A 17,888-nucleotide genomic window follows, 5' to 3' on the forward strand; every position below is an offset into this window, starting at 1 on the left:
GGCGCCCACGTTAGCGGGGACCTGTGACGGCCTCCCCGGCCGCGCCGAGGGGCCGCGCCTTTCCAGGGGCGGGGACGCGCTCTGCCTCGGACCTGGGACGGAGGCGGCCGGCCCGCCTCCGGGGCGTTCCCTCCACCGTGCGCTTCGCAAGCCCTTGCGCAAACTTTCGTTCTTTTCGACGGAATTTCGAACCGGGAGTGCATCCTACGCGGCGTGGCGACGTGGCTCCGTCGCGCTGAAGCGCCAGTTCACGGAGCATCAAGGGAGGTCGACGTCCTCTGCGGGAAGGTGTCCGGCAGAGAAACGTCGCGAAACACGCCGTTCACAAAGCAGCACCGGTTTGTTAGCTTCGTCACGCCGTGAAAGTTCTTGCAAGGCGTACGGCCCTGCTGTTCCCACGGCGTTGTCTCCGTCCCTGACGGTCCCCCGTCACCCCGCCTTGGAGGGCGCGATGACACTACGCAGGTCGACGGCCGCCGTAGCGGCCCTGCTCTTCGCGATCACCCTGCTCGTCCCCCTGATCACACGGGCCGAACCGGCCCGGGCCGCCACCGGCGGCCGTGACGTCATCGTCCACCTGTTCCAGTGGCCCTGGGAGTCCGTCGCACGCGAGTGCGAGACCTTCCTCGGTCCCAACGGTTACGGCGCGATCCAGGTGTCCCCACCCCAGGAGCATGTCGTCCTCGCCCGGGAGGCCCACCCCTGGTGGCAGGACTACCAGCCGGTCTCCTATCAGCTGGAGTCGCGCCGCGGCGGCCGCGCGGAGTTCGCCGCCATGGTCCGCACCTGCCGCGAGGCCGGCGTCAAGATCTACGTCGACGCCGTGCTCAACCACATGAGCGGCAGCGGCTCGGTCAACAGCGGGCCCGGCAGCGCCGGATCCCCCTACACCAAGTACGACTATCCCGGCATCTACCAGAGCCAGGACTTCCACGACTGCCGCCGGGACATCTCCAACTGGAACGACCCCTGGGAGGTCCGCAACTGCGAACTGGTCGGCCTGTCCGACCTCAAGACCGAGTCCGGTTACGTCCGGGACAGGCTCACCGCCTACCTCAACGACCTGATCGGGCTGGGAGTCGCCGGATTCCGGATCGACGCGGCCAAGCACATGGCGGTGGCCGACATCGCCGCGATCACGGCGGGCCTGAACGACGTCCCCGGGTGGGGCGGCCGGCCCTACGTCTACCAGGAGGTCATCGAGGACGCCGCGATCCGGCCGGACGAGTACACCGGCCAGGGGGACGTCACCGACTTCCGCTACCACCGCGAGGTGAGCAACGCCTTCAAACAGGGGAACCTGTCGGGTCTGCGGGACCTTTCCGGGCGGATGGCCGTGGGATCGGACCAGGCGGTGGTGTTCGTGGACAACCACGACACCCAACGCAGCGACCCGATCCTGACCTACAAGGACGGTGACGCCTACCGCCAGGCCACCGAGTTCATGCTCGCCCACCCGTTCGGCACCCCCAAGGTGATGTCGAGCTTCGCCTTCTCCGACAAGGAGGCGGGCCCGCCGGCCTCCGGCGACGGCACCACCAGCGCCGCCGACTGCGCCTCGGCGGCCTGGGTCTGCGAGCATCGCGATCCCGGGATCGCCGGGATGGTGGGCTTCCGCAACGCCGTGGGCGACGCGGGGGTGACGAACTGGTGGAGCGGCGCCGGCGACCAGATCGCCTTCGGCCGGGGGGCGGCCGGCTACGCGGTGTTCAACCAGGGCGGCGCCCTCCAGCGCACGTTCACCACCTCGCTGCCGCCCGGCGTCTACTGCGACGTCGTCAACGGCACCTTCAGCGACGGCGCGTGCGACGGTCCCACCCACACGGTCGCGGCCGACGGGACGTTCACCGCCGCGGTCCCGGCCGACAGCTCGCTGGCGTTGCACGTCCAGGCCAGGGTCGACGGTGGTGGCGGGGAGCCCACGCCCGGGCCCACCGACCCGCCGGGGGAGTGCGCCACCGTGGACGTCTCCTTCCACGCCAGGGTGACCACCTGGTACGGGCAGAACGTGTTCGTCGTCGGGTCCGTCCCCCAACTCGGGAGCTGGGACACCGGGCGGGCGGTCGCGCTCTCCTCGGCCGACTATCCGGTGTGGAAGGCCAGCGTGGACATCCCCGAGGGGACCCGGCTGGAGTACAAGTACATCAAGAAAGATCCCGACGGGCGGATCACGTGGGAGTCCGACCCCAACCGCGCCCGCGTCGCCGAGGCCGCTGGGGAGGGATGCGCGGTGACCTTCTCCGACACCTGGAGGTGAGCCGCGCCTGAGTCGCCGCCCGGGGGCGCCCGCCCCCGGGCGGCCGGTCTGAGGGCCAGGGCGCGCCGTCCGCCCGAAATGTGATGTCACCGTGTCGAGAAAACGGGCAAGGTGTACTACAGGCTGTAGTAGCGTGCGGAGCATGGACATCGTCTACTCCGCGCTCGTCTTCCTGCACCTGCTCGGTATGGCCGGTATCGTGAGCGGCTGGCTCATGCAGCTCATCGCCGGCCACGCCAAAGCCCCCAAGGTGCTGCTGCACAGCTCACTCCTCCAGCTGGCGACCGGCCTGCTGCTGGTGGGCGTCGCCGAGATGGGGGACGGCGACCTCAACCACATGAAGATCGGCGTCAAGCTCGTCGTCGCCTTCGCCGTCGCCGTGCTCGGCGTGGTCAACCTGCGCAAGCCCAGCACCGGCCTGGCCACCGCCGCCGGCGTGCTGACCCTGGTCAACGTCGCCGTCGCCGTCTTCTGGTAGACCCTTTCTCCGCGCACCGGCCGGACCGCCCCTCCCGAGGGCGGTCTGGCCCTCGTCGTTACGGGGCCGCACGGCCGGTTCAGTCGTCGTAGAAGACGCGCTCCATCACCGCGCGCGCCCGCCGGGTGACACGCCGGTAGTCCTGGACGAGCTGCTCGGCCACGCCCTCGCCCTCCTCCTCACCGCGGTAGCCCAACGCGCCGGCCAGGGCCGAACGGTCCCTCAGGTCGTTGGGGATCGAGTCGCCCCCCTTGCCCCGGACCAGCATGATCGCCCCGCGCACCCGGGCCGCCAGCCGCCAGGCGAGCTCCAGGGTCGCGGCGTCCTCGGCGTCCAGCAGCCCGACCGCCACCGCGGCGTCCAACGCCTGGATCGTCCCCGTGGTCCGCAGGGCCGCGACGTCGTGCCCGTGCCGGAGCTGGATGAGCTGGGCGACCCACTCCACGTCGGACAGGCCGCCCCGCCCGAGTTTGGTGTGCAGGGCCGGGTCGGCCCCACGCGGTAGCCGCTCGGCCTCCATCCGCGCCTTCAGCCGGCGGATCTCGCGGACCGCGGCGTCGTCCACCCCGCCGGCCGGATAGCGGATCGGGTCGATCAGCGCGACGAAACGCTCGCCCAGCCCGGGGTCCCCGGCGACCGGGGCCGCGCGCAGCAGCGCCTGGCTCTCCCAGGGCGACGACCAACGGGCGTAGTAGGCGGCGTAGGAGTCCAGGGTGCGCACCATCGGGCCGTTACGCCCCTCGGGCCGCAGATCGGCGTCCAGGCGTACCGGCGGGTCGGCGGCGGGCAGCTCCAGCAACCGGCGCAGTTCGCGGACGATCGCGTCCGCGGCCGCCGTGGCCTGCTGTACGGGAACGCCGGGCAGTGGTTCGTGGACGAACATCACGTCGGCGTCGCTGGCGTAGGACAGCTCGCCACCGCCGAACCGGCCCATCGCGACCACGCACAACCGGGTGCCCGGCTCCTCCCCGGTCGCCCTCGCCACCCGGTTGGTGGCGGCGCGCAACGCGGCGTCGACCGTGATCGCCGAGATCGCGGTGAGCGCGCTCCCGACCTCCTCGATCCCCGACACCTCCAGCAGGTCGGCGGCCGCGGTGCGCAGCAGCTCGCGACGGCGCAGCGCGCGCAGCGCGGCGACCGCGTTCTCCGCGTCGTCGTAGCGGCGCAGCGCCGCGTCGGCCTCGGCGGCCAGCTCGGCGTTGCCGCGCCGGCGCAGCGAGGCGTCGTCGGCGAGCAGCGCCACCGCCTCAGGGGCCCGCAGCAGGAGGTCGGTGACATAGCGGCTGGTGCCGAGCAGCCGCGCCATGCGCTCGGCCACGCGCACGTCGTCACGGAGCAGCCGCAGGTACCACGGCGTGGTCCCCAGCGCGTCGCTGACCTGGCGGAAGCCCAACAGGCCCGCGTCGGGGGAGGGGGCGTCGGAGAACCAGCCCAGCATCACCGGCAGCAGGGTCCGCTGGATCGCGGCCCGCCGCGTCACCCCCGATGTCAGCGCCTCCAGGTGGCGCAGCGCCCCGCCGGGATCGACGAACCCCAGGGCCTCCAGACGGTCGCGCGCCTGTTCGGGCGTCAACCGGGCCTCGTCCCCGGGCAGGCGGGCGACCGCGTTGAGCAGCGGCCGGTAGAACAGCTTCTCGTGGAGCCGGCGGACTTCGGCGGACTGCTTGCGCCACTCCGCCACCAGGGCGGCGACCGGGTCGGCGCCGTATCCCAGCGCGCGTCCCAGCCGACGTAGCTGCTCCTTCCCCGCGGGGGTCGCCGCATCGGGCAACAGGTGCGTGCGCCGCAACCGGTAGAGCTGGAGCAGGTGCTCGACGCGGCGCAGGAAGCGGTAGGCGTCGGCGAGCCCCGCGGCGTCGGCGCGGCCCACGTAACCGCCGCGCGACAGCGCCTCCAGGGCGATCAACGTGGACCCCGAGCGCAGCGACTCGTCGGTGCGGCCGTGCACGAGCTGGAGGAGCTGGACCGAGAACTCGATATCCCGGAGCCCTCCCGGTCCCAGCTTGATCTGGCGTTCGGCCTCGTGCGGGGGGATGTGGGCCTCGACCCTGCGGCGCATCGCCTGCACGTCGTCGACGAAGTTCGGCCGGCCCGCGGCCCGCCACACCAACGGCGATATCGCCTCCAGGTAGGCCGAGCCGAGGGCGGTGTCCCCCGCGATCGGCCGCGCCTTGAGCAGCGCCTGGAACTCCCACGTCTTGGCCCAGCGCTCGTAGTAGGCGAGGTGTCCGGCCAGGGTGCGCACCAAGGGGCCGTTGCGCCCCTCCGGGCGCAGCGCGGCGTCCACCTCCCACAGCGTCCCCTCGGCGTCGGTCTCGCCGGGGACCCGCATCATCGCCGCGGCCAGCCGGGCCGCCGCGCGAAGCGCCGCCTGCTCGTCGGCCACCCCCTCCGCGGGCTCGGCCACGAACACGACGTCGACGTCGCTCACGTAGTTGAGCTCGTGCCCGCCGCACTTGCCCATGCCGATGACGGCCAGGCGGCACAGCGCCGCGTCCTCGGGCGCGGCGGCGCGCGCCACCGCGAGCGAGGCGTCCAACATCGCCGCGGCCAGGTCGGCCAGTTCGGCGGCGACCTCGTCGATGGACTGGGCGCCGGTGAGGTCGCGCCCGGCCAGGCGCAGCACCCGGCGCCGGTAGGCGACCCGCAACGTGTGCTCCAGGCCGTCCGGCCCGGCCACGGCGGGGTCGGCGATCGGGGCCGGGGAGTTCGGGTCGGCGCCGACGGTGTGGAGCAGTCCCGCGCGTAGCTCCTCGGGGTCGGGCACCCGGGCCGCGTCGGCGCCGCGCAGCTCCAACCAGTCCCAGGGGTGGCGCACCAGGTGGTCGGTGAGCGCCGCGCTGGCACCCAGCACCCGGGTCAGTCGCAGGCGAAGGTCGGGGTCCTCGCACAGCGCGGTGCGGAGCTCGTCGGGATCGGGGGAGCGCTCCAGCAGCCGGGTCACCCCCAGCAAGGCGAGGTCGGGGTCGGCGGCGGAGGCCAGCGCGTCGACCAGGACGGCGTGTTCGTGCGGATCCACTCCCGCCTCGGAGAGAAGGCGCTCGGCCCGGGAGGCGTCGGTGAATCCCCGGCGGGCCAGCGTGCCGGCGGTCGTGCCCAGCCTGTCGCGAGTTGCCACACGCCTACCGTAGCCCGCCGGGCGGGCGCTGGCCGTCTTCAGGCGCCGTCCCCGGGACCGCCGCCTCCCGCTGCCCGCGTGACGCCGGGGCGGGGCCATCCCTGACCGGTCTTTCACCCGTGTCTTACCGCCCCTGGACGGGCCTCCGGTGACAGCCGGGTATGGGCGCAGGAGAGAGGACCCATTTCACAGGGAGAGGAGAGAGGCCATGACCACCGCAGCGGAGATCATGCACCGCGGGGCCGAGTGCGTGGGAGAGAACGAGACACTGCGCGACGCCGCGCACAAGATGCGCGACCTGGGGGTCGGGGCGCTGCCGGTCTGCGGCCAGGACGATCGGCTGCACGGCATCATCACCGACCGCGACATCGTCATCAAGTGCCTGGCCGAGGACAAGGATCCGGCGCAGTGCCGGGCCGGCGAGATCGCCGGCGGCACGCCCTTCTGCGTCGACGCAGGTGTCGACGTGGACGAGGTCCTGAAGCGGATGATGCGGCACCGTGTCAAGCGGATGCCGGTCATCGAGGAGCACCGGCTGGTCGGCATGATCAGCGAGGCCGACCTCGCCCGCAACCTCCCCGAGGACAAGCTCGCTCGGCTGGTCGAGTCGATCAAGTCGGGATCGGCCGACCGTGTCACCTGAGCGGGCGCGCCCCTCGGAGCCCCGTTCGGGCCGGGGACGCCGCCGGGGGCCGCGTAGGGGGCGGGTAGCGTGGTCGGGTGGATCCGTTACCTCCCCCCAGGACCGGGCCCCCGGCCGGCACGCGCGAGCGCATTCTGCGCGAGAGCTCCCGGCTGTTCGCGGAGAAGGGGTACCACGGTGCCTCCACCCGCGACATCGCCGCCGCCGTGGGCATCCGCCAACCCTCCCTGTTCCATCACTTCCCCTCTAAACGGGCGATCCTCGAGAAGCTGTTCGAGATCGACCTGGCCGCCTCCCTCGCCCTCACCAGCGAACTCGCCGACCAGCCGGGAAGCGCCGCGGTCCGCCTGTACCGCTATGTGCACGCCGAGGCCCAGGCCATCGTCTCCAGCCCCTACGACCTGACCGGGCTGTACCGCACCGGTGTGCTCTCCGACCCCGAGTTCGCCCACTGGCGCGAGGCCTATGACGCCACCCTCTCCTCGATCGCCGGGATCGTCGCCCAAGGGGTGCGGCAGGGGGAGTTCGTCGACATCGACCCGATGTTCGTCACCGACAGCGTGGACGGCCTGCTGCTGCACCTGCTCCGGCTGAGCGGCGGCTCTCCCCCCGGGCGGAGCACCGGCGAGACCGAGGCCCGGCGCACCGCCGACTTCGTCCTGCGCGCCCTGCTGCGCGACCCCGCGGACCTGGACGACGTCCGTGCCGAGGCCCGCCGGTGGGCGGGGCCGGCCAGAAGGCGGGACGTCCGAGGACCGGACGGTCCGGACACGACGGAGCCGCCGGCCGCGTCCCGCTGAGGGAACGCGACCGGCGGCCCTGGAAGGCGACCGGGGCTCGCGCCCGGCCGTGCCCCTCCCTAGATGTCGTAGTAGAGCTCGAACTCGCGCGGGTGCGGGCGCAGCCGCAGGGAGTCGATCTCCTCGGTGCGCTTGTAGTCCACGTAGGTCTCGATGAGGTCCTGGGTGAACACGCCGCCCTCGAGCAGGAACTCGTGGTCGGCCTCCAGCGCGTCGAGCACCGCGTCGAGGGACGCCGGCACCTTCTCGATGGCCCCGGCCTCCTCGGGCGGGAGCTCGTAGAGGTCCTTGTCCATCGGCTCCGGCGGCTCGATCTTGTTCTTGATGCCGTCGATCCCGGCCATGAGCATCGCGGAGAACGCGAGGTAGGGGTTGGCCGAGGGGTCGGGGACGCGGAACTCCAGGCGCTTGGCCTTGGGGTTGGAGCCGGTCAGCGGGATGCGGATGCAGGCCGAGCGGTTGCGCTGCGAGTACACCAGGTTGATGGGGGCCTCGTAGCCGGGCACCAGGCGGTGGTAGGAGTTCACCGTCGGGTTGGTGAAGGCCAGCAGCGCGGGAGCGTGCTTGAGCAGGCCGCCGATGTAGTAGCGGGCGGTGTCGGAGAGCTGGGCGTAGCCGCTCTCGTCGAAGAACAGCGGCTCGCCGTCCTTCCACAGGCTCTGGTGGCAGTGCATGCCCGAACCGTTGTCGCCGAACAGCGGCTTGGGCATGAAGGTCACGGTCTTGCCCGCGGCGTTGGCGACGTTCTTGACGATGTACTTGTAGAGCTGGACCCGGTCGGCCTCCTGGAGCAGGGTGCCGAACTCGATGCCGATCTCGGCCTGACCGGCCGTACCGACCTCGTGGTGCTGCAGCTCGACCGGGATGCCCGCGTCGATCAGGGCGCGCACCATGCGGGAGCGCAGGTCGCTGTAGTGGTCGACCGGCTCGACCGGGAAGTAGCCGCCCTTGTAGCGCGGACGGTAGCCGCGGTTGCCGCCCTCGACGGCCGTGCCGGTGTTCCACGCGCCCTCGACCGAGTCGATCGCGTAGTAGCCGGAGTTGGACTTCGTCTCGAAACGGACGTCGTCGAAGATGTAGAACTCGGCCTCGGGACCGAAGAAGGCGGTGTCGGCGATGCCGGTGCTCTTCAGGTAGGCCTCGGCCTTGCGGGCAACGTTACGGGGGTCCCGGCTGTAGGACTCCAGCGTGAACGGGTCGTGCACGAAGAAGGTGACGTTGAGGGTCTTGTACTCGCGGAACGGGTCGAGTACGGCGGTGCTGAGGTCGGGCAGCAGCAGCATGTCGGACTCGTGGATCGCCTGGAAGCCGCGGATCGAGGAGCCGTCGAACATCTGTCCCTCGGTGAACGTCTTCTCCGAGACGTTCTCCGTCGGGATGGTGACGTGGTTGACGCCGCCGAACAGGTCGGTGAACCGGACGTCGAGGAACTGGACGCCCTCGTTGCGGATGAAAGCGAGAGCCTCTTCGGCGCTGCTGAACAAAACGTACCTCCGTGCAGGTATAAGGGGCCGGTGCCGCTGCCGTACGCCGGGTTGGACGGCCCGGACACATGACCCCTTGGCTACCCTCTCGACGCTAGGAGTGGGCCATTTCCGACCCATGTCCCCAATGTTTCGCGCATGTTACAGAGGCCGGTGGGGGCGGAGCCGGCCACCCTCCTCCGTCTTTCCCGCGAGCGCCCGGTGAAACGGGAAGCGGCCGGGCCCTCCCGGCGACCGGGGTGGTTCGGTCCGCTCTGGAACGCTCGGTAACGTGTTGACCATGGAAGACAAGGGCGCGCGACGCGGCGGCGCGGGTACCGGCGCCGAGGATGTGGACTACCTCTACCGGGGCAACCGGTTGGGGCTGCCGGAGAAGGGCAGCGGATCGATCCCCGGGGTCGGGCGCCGACTCGTGGCCCTCATACTCGACTGGATCCTGGCCCTCGCCATCGTCCGGCTGCTGTTCGACCTCGACCAGGCCGACCAGGCCAACGTCACGCTGCTCGTCTTCGCGCTCCTGACCGTCGTCCTGCTCACCCTGTTCGGCTCGACGGTGGGCAAGCGCATCGTGGGCATACGTGTCGCCGCCACGGGGGAGCGGTCGCTGCCGTGGCCGGTCGCCATGCTCGCGCGGACGCTCCTGCTGTGTCTGGTGATCCCGGCCGTCGTCTACGACCGGGACCAGCGCGGCCTGCACGACCGGGTGGCGGGGACCGTCAGCCTGCGCTTCTGAGCGGTTCGCCGAGACGCCGAGGGGCCCGGTGGGAGATCTCCCACCGGGCCCCTCGGCATCCACGGCGAATCAGCGCTGGGTCTTGGGTCCCTTCGGCATCTTCACGCCCTTGGGGATGGGCCCCTTGGGCATCTGGATCGCGGGAGCCAGAGCCTTGAGACGGTAACGCAGCTCCGCGACCTCGGGCTTGTCCAGGTTGCGGGGGAGCTTGAACATCCGTTTCTGTAGCTCCGAGACCGGCACCTGGCCCTCGCCGTTGCCGACCTGGACGTCGTAGATGGGGGTCGACGGCGCGACGCGCGCGGTGCGCTTCTTCTCGGCGGCGATGAGTCCGCGCAGCCGCTGGGGGTCGCCCTCGCCCACGAGCACGATGCCGGGCCGGCCCACCGCGCGGTGCACGATGTCCATGCTGCGGTTGGCGTTGACCCCGGCGTCGACGGTCCAGTCGCCGCGCATGTTCTCCAGGATCGCCATGCCCGCGCCGAGCTGCCCGTCCAGCATCTTGTACTGGACCTTCTGGGCGCTGCGGGTGAACACGATGAAGCCCACGAGGAAGGCGATCGGTAGGCCCAGCAGCAACCAGTACAGCCACGCGCCGGTGAGCACGGCCCCGAGCACGGCCAGGGCCACCAGGGCGACCGAGACGCCGACGGCGATCGGGATGCTCTTGGGGCTCTGCTGGTGCACGACCTTGGCGACCATGCGGATCTGCTTCAGCCTGCCGGGCGGCTTCTCTGCGCCGTCCTTGCCCTTGGCGGCACGCGCCGAGGGTTCCTGGGGTTCCTGGGGCTTCTTCGCCATGAAACAAGGATATGGCGAATAGGGGAGCATACGTGAAACGGCGGCCTCAGGCCGCCGTTTCAGGTTGGTCACGTTGTCCGAACGAGGTCAGGCACCGGCCGTGACCTGCGCCTCACGGTGCTCCACCGCCTGCCGGTACAGCCGGCCGGCCCGGTAGGAGGAACGCACGAGCGGCCCCGACATGACACCGGCGAAGCCGATCTCCTCGGCCTCGGCGCCGAGCTCGACGAACTCCTCCGGCTTCACCCACCGGTCGATGGGGTGGTGCAGCTTGGAGGGGCGCAGGTACTGCGTGATCGTCAGCAGGTCGCATCCCGCCTCGTGCAGGTCGCGCATCGCCTCGCTGATCTCCTCACGGGTCTCGCCCATGCCGAGGATCAGGTTGGACTTGGTGACCAGGCCCGCCTCGCGCGCCCGCGTGATGACCTCGAGCGACCTCTCGTAGCGGAAGCCGGGGCGGATGCGCTTGAAGATCCGCGGCACCGTCTCGACGTTGTGGGCGAGCACCTCGGGACGCGCGCCGAAGACCTCGGCGAGCTGGTCGGGGTCGGCGTTGAAGTCGGGGATGAGCAGTTCGACGCCGGTGTCCGGGTTGAGCTCGTGGATCTTGCGCACCGTCTCGGCGTAGAGCCAGGCCCCGCCGTCGTCGAGGTCGTCGCGGGCCACACCGGTGACGGTCGCGTACTTCAGGCCCATCGTGCGCACCGACTCGGCGACCTTCAGCGGTTCGCGGCGGTCCAGGGCGGTGGGCTTGCCCGTGGCGATCTGGCAGAAGTCGCAGCGGCGGGTGCACTGGTCACCGCCGATGAGGAAGGTGGCCTCGCGGTCCTCCCAGCACTCGAAGATGTTGGGGCAGCCCGCCTCTTGGCACACCGTGTGGAGCCCCTCGCGGCGCACCAGCGAGTGCAGCTCGGAGTACTCCGGCCCCATCTTCGCCTTGATCTTGATCCACGACGGCTTCTTCTCGATGGGGGTCTGGCTGTTGCGGGCTTCGATCCGTAGCAGCCTGCGTCCCTCGGGAGCGACAGTCAACGGGGCCCTTCCTTTCTGCGTCCCTCGTGGGGAGGTGGTTGCGGCGCGGGGGTCAGGCACGAGCGGGCTCGGCGGGTTCGGGGAGCTCGGGGACGCCGTCGACGTGGTCGTAGGTCCGCGCGCCGAGGACATCGGCCAGGTGCCGCTCGGTGGCCTCGATCACGTCGGCGACCCCGATGTCGCGCCCCAGCTCCTGGGTCAGCGAGGTGACGCCGGCGTCGGAGATCCCGCATGGGACGATCCGGTCGAACCAGGTCAGATCATTGTTGCAGTTCAGGGCGAAACCATGCATCCCCACCCCGCGTGCGATGCGGCAGCCGATCGCCGCGATCTTGCGCTCGATCAGTCCCCGTTGCGGGTCGGCCTCCAGCCACACCCCGGTGCGTCCCTCGACGCGCCGGCCCGACAGCCCGAACTCCGCGATGACGCGGATGACGGCCTCCTCCAGCATGCGCACGTAGGCGATGACGTCGATCGGGTCCCGCAACTTGACGATGGGGTAGACGGTGAGCTGGCCGGGGCCGTGCCACGTGATCTTGCCACCACGGTCGATGTCGTAGACGGGGGCTCCGGGGTCGCTTTGGGGCCGGTCCCACGGGCCGGTCCGCTTGCCCGCGGTGTAGACGGGCTCGTGCTCCAGGAGCAGAACGGTGTCGGGGACCAGGCCGGCCACGCGGCGCTCGTGTAGTCGCCGCTGAAGTGCCCAGCCCTCCTCGTAGGGGACCGGGATCGTGCCCAGCCGGGCGTAGACGAGCTCACTCACGATTTCCACCATACGCCCCGCCGTCACCTGCCGACGATGTCGGATAGCGCACCGGCGATGTCGGGATGGTGGAAGGAATAACCGGAGGCCGTCAGGCGTTCGGGCACCACCCGCTGGCTCACCAGAACGGCCTCCTCGGCGAACCCGTCGAGCGCCGCGCGCATCAGCGCGCCCGGCACCCGCACCAGCGCCGGACGGTGCAGCGCGCGGGCCAGGGTCGAGGTGTAGACGGCGTTGGGCACCGGACCGGGCGCGGTCAGGTTGACCGGTCCGGTGATGTCGGGCCGCTCCAGCAGGAAGCGGATGGCGCCCACCTCGTCGGCCAGCGAGATCCAGCTCAGGTACTGCCGGCCGTCGCCCAATCGGCCTCCCAGGCCGAGCCGGAACAGGGGAAGCGTCGCGCCGAGGATGCCTCCGGCGCGGTCCAGGACGACACCGGTCCGCAGGTGCGCCACCGGGATCCCGGCCCGTTCGGCGGGGTCGGTCTGGGCCTCCCACTCGGCCACCAGGTCGGCCAGGAAACCCGTGCCCCGCGGACCGTCCTCCCCCACCGAGCGGGTCCCGGTGTCCCCGTAGAAGCCGATCGCCGAGCCGCAGAGCAGTCGGCGGGGCGGCGTGTCCATCGCGGCGAGGACCGTGGCGATCGTGCGGGTGCCGGCCAGACGGCTCTCGCGGACCCGGTGCCGGTGCCGCGCCGTCCACCTGGCCGGTCCGATCGGGGCTCCGGCCAGGTGGACGACCGCCTCGACGCCCGCCAGGCGCTCGGTGTCCACCCGCCCCTCCTCGGGGGACCACTCGATCTCGGCCGCGGTCCGCGCCGGACGGCGCACGAGATGGAGGACGTCATGTCCCTCGGCGGTGAGGGAACGGCTGAGCGCCGTCCCGATGAGCCCGGAGGCTCCGGTGATCGCGATCCTCATGCCCGCGGTCTACCCGGGGACGGGCGGACCACGCGGGACGGAACGGACGATCGAGATCTCCCGGAAATCCGAGGTTTCCCAGAGAAACGGCGCGCGCAGCCCCGGAGATGGATTACCGTATGTATTGGCACCTGAGCCGCCAGTAAGCGGCCGGGGGTCCGGTGACCGCGTGTCGCCGACCGCAGACCTTGGTGATGGGGATCATCAGGGGATGGTGAATGGTGGGGTGAAAACGGTGGGGCGGTACCCGATTCGGGTACCGCCCCACCGTGCGTTTCCGGGCGGTCAAGCCGCCCCGCCGTGTTCCCGCGGGGCCTCACCCCACGGGAACACGGCCGGAGGGTCAGGCCAGGCCCAGCTCGGCCTCGAACGCGCCTTCCTCCAGGCGCTCCTTGACCGTCCGCAGGAAGCGGGCGGCGTCGGCGCCGTCGATCAGCCGGTGGTCGTAGCTCAGCGAGAGGTAGACCATCGAGCGCACCGCGATGACCTCGCCCAGGCTCGGGTCCTCCACGACGACCGGACGCTTCACCACGGTGCCGGTCCCCAGGATCGCGACCTGCGGCTGGTTGATGATCGGCGTCTCGAACAGGGCGCCTTCGGCGCCGCTGTCGGTCAGCGTGAACGTGCCGCCGCTCAGCTCGTCGGGGTTGAGCCCACCGGTGTGGGCGCGCTCGGCCAGGTCGGCGACCTTGCGGGCGATGCCGCCGAGGTTGAGGTCACCGGCGTCCTTGATGACCGGGGCGAGCAGACCGCGCTCGGTGTCGACCGCGATGCCCAGGTTCTCGATGCTGTGGTAGGTGACCTCGTGGCTGGCGCCGTCGATGACCGCGTTCAGCTTGGGGTGCACCTTCAGCGCCTCGACCGTGGCCAGCGCGAAGAAGGGGAAGAAGGACAGCTCGACGCCCTCGCGGGCCCGGAACTGCTCCCCGGCCTTCTCACGCAGCCGCGCGATCTTGGTGACGTCGACCTCGACGACCTGGGTGAGCTGGGCGGAGGTCTGCAGGGACTCCACCATCTGCTCGGCGATCGTCTGACGCAGGCGCGACATCTTCTCGGTACGGCCGCGCAGCGTCGTGTCGGCCACGACCTGGCGGGGGCGCGCCGGAGCGGCGGCGGCCGCGACGGGGGCGGCGGCGCGCTGCTCGCGCTGCTTGCGGGCCGCCTCCTGGACGTCCTGCTTACGGATACGGCCGCCGACGCCGGTGCCCTCGACCTGGGAGAGGTCGACGCCCTGCTCCGCGGCGAGCTTGCGCACCAGCGGCGTCACGTAGGCCTCGCCACCGGTGTCGGTACCGGAGGAACGGCCGGTGCCGCTCAGCGTCTCGACGTCGACCGGCGGGGTCGACTCCTCGCGGCTGGCACGGGCCGGCTGCGGGGCCGGGGCGGCCGACTGGGGCTCGGGCTCGGGGCGGGCCTGCTCCGGCTCCGGTTCGGGCTGGGGCTCCGGCTCGGGTTCGGGCTGGGGCTCGGGAGCGGCCTCCTCGGCCGGGGCCGCCTCCTCAGCGGGGGCCTCCCCGGCGTCACCGATGATCGCGATCTCGGCACCGACCTCGACGGTCTCGTCCTCACCCACGAGGATGCGGGTCAAGACACCGGCGACCGGCGAGGGGATCTCGGTGTCGACCTTGTCGGTCGAGACCTCGAGGAGCGGCTCGTCGACCTCGACGGTCTCGCCCTCCTTCTTCAACCACTGGGTGACGGTGCCCTCGGTGACGCTTTCGCCCAGCGCGGGCATGGTTACGGGAGTCGGCATGGGTTCCTCTTGGATGGACGGTCTCAACGCGGAAGAGATCGCGGGCGGACCGGGAGCGGTCCGCCCGCGCGACCGGGTGCGTCAGTCGTGGACGTGCAGCGGCTTGCCGGCGAGCGCCAGGTGCGCCTCGCCGAGCGCCTCCGACTGGGTCGGGTGCGGGTGGATGAGCTGGGCCACCTCGATGGGCAGTGCCTCCCAGTTGTAGATGAGCTGCCCCTCGGCGATGAGCTCGCCGACGCGGCTGCCCACCATGTGGACGCCCAGGACCGGACCGTCCTTCTCGGCGATGACCTTCACCGCGCCCTGCGTCTGCAGGATCTGGCTCTTGCCGTTGCCGCCGAGGTTGTAGTTCATCTCGACGATGTCGTAACCGCGCTCCTTGGCGACCTTCGAGGTGATGCCCACGGAGGCGACCTCGGGCTCGCAGTAGGTGACCCGCGGGACACCGTCGTAGTCGATCGCCGGCGGGTTGAGGCCGGCGATGTGCTCGGCCACGAAGATGCCCTCGGCGAAGCCGACGTGGGCGAGCTGGAGGGTCGGAATGAGGTCGCCGACGGCGTAGATGTTGCCGACGCCGGTGTGCAGGTTCTCGTCGACCTTGACGAAACCGCGCTCCAGGGTGATGCCCTGCTCCTCGTAGCCCAGGCCCTCGGAGACCGGGCCGCGGCCGATGGCCACGAGCAGCAGTTCGGCCTCCAGCGTCTTGCCGCCCTGCAACGTCACGGTGACACCGGAGTCGGTGGTCTTGACGCTCTCGAACGGGGTGCCCAGCTCGTACTTGATGCCGCGCTTGCGGAAGGCACGCTCCAGCAGCTTGGAGCTGGACTCCTCCTCGACCGGGACCAGGTGCGGCAGCGCCTCGACGATGGTCACCTCGGCGCCGTAGGAACGCCACACACTGGCGAACTCCACGCCGATCACGCCACCGCCCAGGACCACGACGGATCCGGGCACGCGGTTCAGCTTGAGGGCCTCGTCGCTGGTGATGATCTTCTCGCCGTCGATCTCCAGGCCCAGGGTCTTGGGCTTGGAACCGGTGGCGAGCAGGATGTTGCGGCCCTTGTAGGCCGTGCCGTCGACGGTGACCTCGTCGGGGCCGGTGAGCTTGCCCTCGCCCTCGACGACGGTGATCTTGCGGGCCTTGATCAGGCCGCTGAGACCCTTGTGCAGGCCACCGATGACCTTGTCCTTGTACTTGTGGACGGCCTCGATGTCGATGCCCTCGAAGCTCGCCTTGACGCCGAACGTCTCGCTCTCCCGGGCGCTGTCGGCGACCTCGGCGGAGTGCAGCAGGGCCTTGGTGGGGATGCAGCCCTTGTGCAGGCAGGTGCCGCCGAGCTTGTCTTTCTCGATCAGGACGACGCTCATGTCCAGTTCGGCCGCGCGCAGCGCCGCCGCATAGCCGCCGCTGCCGCCGCCCAGGACGACGAGGTCGAAGGTGCCGCCGCTCTCACTCACGGGAAGGACACTCCTTGTTCCGGATTCGTCATTTGTCTTGTTCAGACAGTTCGCGCGGCCGGACACGGGTCGCGTCCGGCCGTGTTTCCTTTTTCAGTTCTCGGCGTAGGCCTCGGCGATGCGCACCAGCGTGCGCGTCGCCGAGCCGGTACCGCCCTTGGGGGTGTAACCGTAGGGGCCGCCCTGGTTGAAGGCGGGACCGGCGATGTCCAGGTGGGCCCAGCGCACGCCTTCGGCGATGAACTCCTTGAGGAACACCCCGGCGCTGAGCATCCCGCCCCAGCGTTCCCCCGCGACGTTGGCGATGTCGGCGACGGAGGAGTCGAGTCCCTTGCGCAGCTCCTCGGGCAACGGCATCGGCCAGGCGGCCTCGCCCGCTTCGGCGGCCGCGGCCACGACCTGCTCGCGCACCTCGTCGTCGTTGGCCATGACGGCGAACACCCGGGTGCCCAGCGCGACGAGCTGCGCGCCGGTCAGCGTCGCCACGTCCACGATCAGGTCGGGCCCGTCCTCGTGCGCGCGGACCAGGGCGTCGGCCATGACCAGGCGCCCCTCGGCGTCGGTGTTGAGCACCTCGACGGTCTTGCCGCCGTACATGGTGAGCACGTCGGAGGGACGCTGGGCGGTGCCGCTGGGCATGTTCTCGGCGATGGCGAGGTAACCGACGACGTTGACGGCCGGCTTGAGCTCCGCCACGGCGCGCAGCGCCGACAGCACCGCCGCCGCGCCTCCCATGTCGGACTTCATCCAGTCCATGGACGCGGCCGGCTTCAGCGACAGGCCACCGGAGTCGAAGGTGATCCCCTTGCCGACGAAGGCGACGGTGCGCCGGGCCTCGGGGTGGGAGTAGGCCAGGCGGACCAGCCGCGGCGGGTTGGCCGAGCCCTGTCCGACGCCGAGGATGCCGCCGTACCCCCCGTCGGCGAGTGCCTGCTCGCCGAGCGTCTCGACGTCCAGGCCCCACTCGCGGGCCACCTCTTCGGCGGCGTGGGCGAGGTCCTCGGGGGTGAGGTCGGCCGGCGCGGTGTTGACGAGGTCGCGGGCGAGGTTGACCGACTCGGCCAGGGCCGTGGCCCGCCGGGCCGCGGCGTCGGCCCCCTCGGCGGAGCTGGCCAGCAGCAGCGTCTCGGCACGCTGGACGGGCTCCTCGGAGGTGCGGTAGCGGTCGAACCCGTAGGCGCCCAGCAGCGCGCCGAGCGCGACCGCGCCGGCGGATTCGGCGCTGGCGGCCGGGAGCGCGAGGACGACGCGCGATTTGCCCTCGCAGGCGCGCAGGGCGGCGCCGGCGGCACGGGCCAGGGTGTCGGAGGAGATCTCGTCGCCCTCCGCGGGAAGCTCGCCGAGGCCGACCGCCACGACGACGGGGGCCCGAAGGGCGCCGAGCGTGGGAACCGTGCGCACCTCCTCAAGGGCGCCGCGGGCTCCCAGCAGCGACAGGGTCGAGGCGAGGCCGCCGGAGAAGGCGGCGTCGACGTCGTGAGCGCCCGACGCGGGCTCCGGGCCATTGGCGCCGGAGTGGTAGCCGACGACTACCGCGTCGGCGTCGAGCGAACTGGGGGACTCCGTGATGACTGACAACGACGTGCTCACGGTCCCGATGCTAGTCCTTATGACGTGCGGCCGGAGACGCGGCGTCCCGCGAAAGGAC

Annotated in this window: 14 protein-coding genes; 5 read left to right on the forward strand and 9 right to left on the reverse strand. The window is 71.2% G+C overall.

The annotated features are described in order from the left end of the window. Nucleotides 1-451 precede the first annotated feature (451 nt). Nucleotides 452-2,257: a carbohydrate-binding module family 20 domain-containing protein gene (locus ACYVHU_RS02095; protein WP_498947407.1), complete on the forward strand. Its 1,806-nt coding sequence runs from the start codon at nucleotides 452-454 to the stop codon at nucleotides 2,255-2,257. A 142-nt stretch (nucleotides 2,258-2,399) separates the two neighbouring features. Beyond that, nucleotides 2,400-2,735: a hypothetical protein gene (locus tag ACYVHU_RS02100; RefSeq protein ID WP_078760415.1), complete on the forward strand. Its 336-nt coding sequence runs from the start codon at nucleotides 2,400-2,402 to the stop codon at nucleotides 2,733-2,735. A 79-nt stretch (nucleotides 2,736-2,814) separates the two neighbouring features. On the opposite strand, the gene ACYVHU_RS02105 is transcribed toward ACYVHU_RS02100, so the two are convergent. Further along, nucleotides 2,815-5,853 carry a bifunctional glutamine-synthetase adenylyltransferase/deadenyltransferase gene (locus ACYVHU_RS02105; RefSeq protein WP_498947408.1) on the reverse strand — a complete coding sequence of 1,013 codons (3,039 nt, stop codon included), beginning with the start codon at nucleotides 5,851-5,853 and terminating at the stop codon, nucleotides 2,815-2,817. A 208-nt stretch (nucleotides 5,854-6,061) separates the two neighbouring features. Between ACYVHU_RS02105 and ACYVHU_RS02110 the strand changes: the two genes are divergently transcribed. Continuing rightward, on the forward strand, nucleotides 6,062-6,496 hold the full coding sequence (locus ACYVHU_RS02110; RefSeq protein ID WP_078760417.1) for a CBS domain-containing protein: 435 nt from the start codon (nucleotides 6,062-6,064) through the stop codon (nucleotides 6,494-6,496). Between the two features lie 77 nt (nucleotides 6,497-6,573). Next, entirely contained in the window at nucleotides 6,574-7,296 is a 723-nt protein-coding gene (locus ACYVHU_RS02115) for a TetR/AcrR family transcriptional regulator (protein WP_078760418.1), read from the forward strand. 59 nt (nucleotides 7,297-7,355) lie between these two features. Here ACYVHU_RS02115 and glnA read toward each other — a convergent pair whose 3' ends face one another. Then, nucleotides 7,356-8,780 carry a type I glutamate--ammonia ligase gene (glnA, locus tag ACYVHU_RS02120; protein WP_078760419.1) on the reverse strand — a complete coding sequence of 475 codons (1,425 nt, stop codon included), beginning with the start codon at nucleotides 8,778-8,780 and terminating at the stop codon, nucleotides 7,356-7,358. Nucleotides 8,781-9,060: 280 nt separating this feature from the next. On the opposite strand from glnA, the gene ACYVHU_RS02125 reads away from it, so the two are divergent. Further along, nucleotides 9,061-9,513, forward strand: a complete 453-nt coding sequence (locus tag ACYVHU_RS02125) for an RDD family protein (RefSeq protein WP_078760420.1) — start codon at nucleotides 9,061-9,063, stop codon at nucleotides 9,511-9,513. Between the two features lie 69 nt (nucleotides 9,514-9,582). Here the strand turns inward: ACYVHU_RS02125 and ACYVHU_RS02130 are convergent, their stop codons facing one another. From ACYVHU_RS02130 to ACYVHU_RS02160, 7 genes are all read right to left on the reverse strand, one after another. Beyond that, nucleotides 9,583-10,314, reverse strand: a complete 732-nt coding sequence (locus ACYVHU_RS02130) for a DUF4191 domain-containing protein (protein ID WP_078760421.1) — start codon at nucleotides 10,312-10,314, stop codon at nucleotides 9,583-9,585. A gap of 87 nt (nucleotides 10,315-10,401) precedes the next feature. After that, the gene (gene lipA, locus ACYVHU_RS02135; protein ID WP_498947409.1) at nucleotides 10,402-11,346 is read right to left on the reverse strand and encodes a lipoyl synthase; all 945 of its coding nucleotides are present in this window, start codon (nucleotides 11,344-11,346) and stop codon (nucleotides 10,402-10,404) included. Nucleotides 11,347-11,398: 52 nt separating this feature from the next. Further along, entirely contained in the window at nucleotides 11,399-12,109 is a 711-nt protein-coding gene (gene lipB / locus ACYVHU_RS02140; RefSeq protein ID WP_078760551.1) for a lipoyl(octanoyl) transferase LipB, read from the reverse strand. 23 nt (nucleotides 12,110-12,132) lie between these two features. Next, nucleotides 12,133-13,029: a TIGR01777 family oxidoreductase gene (locus tag ACYVHU_RS02145; RefSeq protein ID WP_200813522.1), complete on the reverse strand. Its 897-nt coding sequence runs from the start codon at nucleotides 13,027-13,029 to the stop codon at nucleotides 12,133-12,135. Between the two features lie 343 nt (nucleotides 13,030-13,372). Further along, on the reverse strand, nucleotides 13,373-14,782 hold the full coding sequence (gene sucB, locus ACYVHU_RS02150) for a 2-oxo acid dehydrogenase subunit E2 (RefSeq protein WP_498947410.1): 1,410 nt from the start codon (nucleotides 14,780-14,782) through the stop codon (nucleotides 13,373-13,375). 81 nt (nucleotides 14,783-14,863) lie between these two features. Then, on the reverse strand, nucleotides 14,864-16,240 hold the full coding sequence (gene lpdA / locus ACYVHU_RS02155) for a dihydrolipoyl dehydrogenase (RefSeq protein WP_078760424.1): 1,377 nt from the start codon (nucleotides 16,238-16,240) through the stop codon (nucleotides 14,864-14,866). Between the two features lie 93 nt (nucleotides 16,241-16,333). Continuing rightward, nucleotides 16,334-17,830, reverse strand: coding sequence for a leucyl aminopeptidase (locus tag ACYVHU_RS02160; RefSeq protein ID WP_078760425.1), 1,497 nt, complete (start codon nucleotides 17,828-17,830; stop codon nucleotides 16,334-16,336). Between the last annotated feature and the right edge of the window lie 58 nt (nucleotides 17,831-17,888).

The sequence above is a fragment of the Marinactinospora endophytica genome (genome assembly GCF_054780875.1).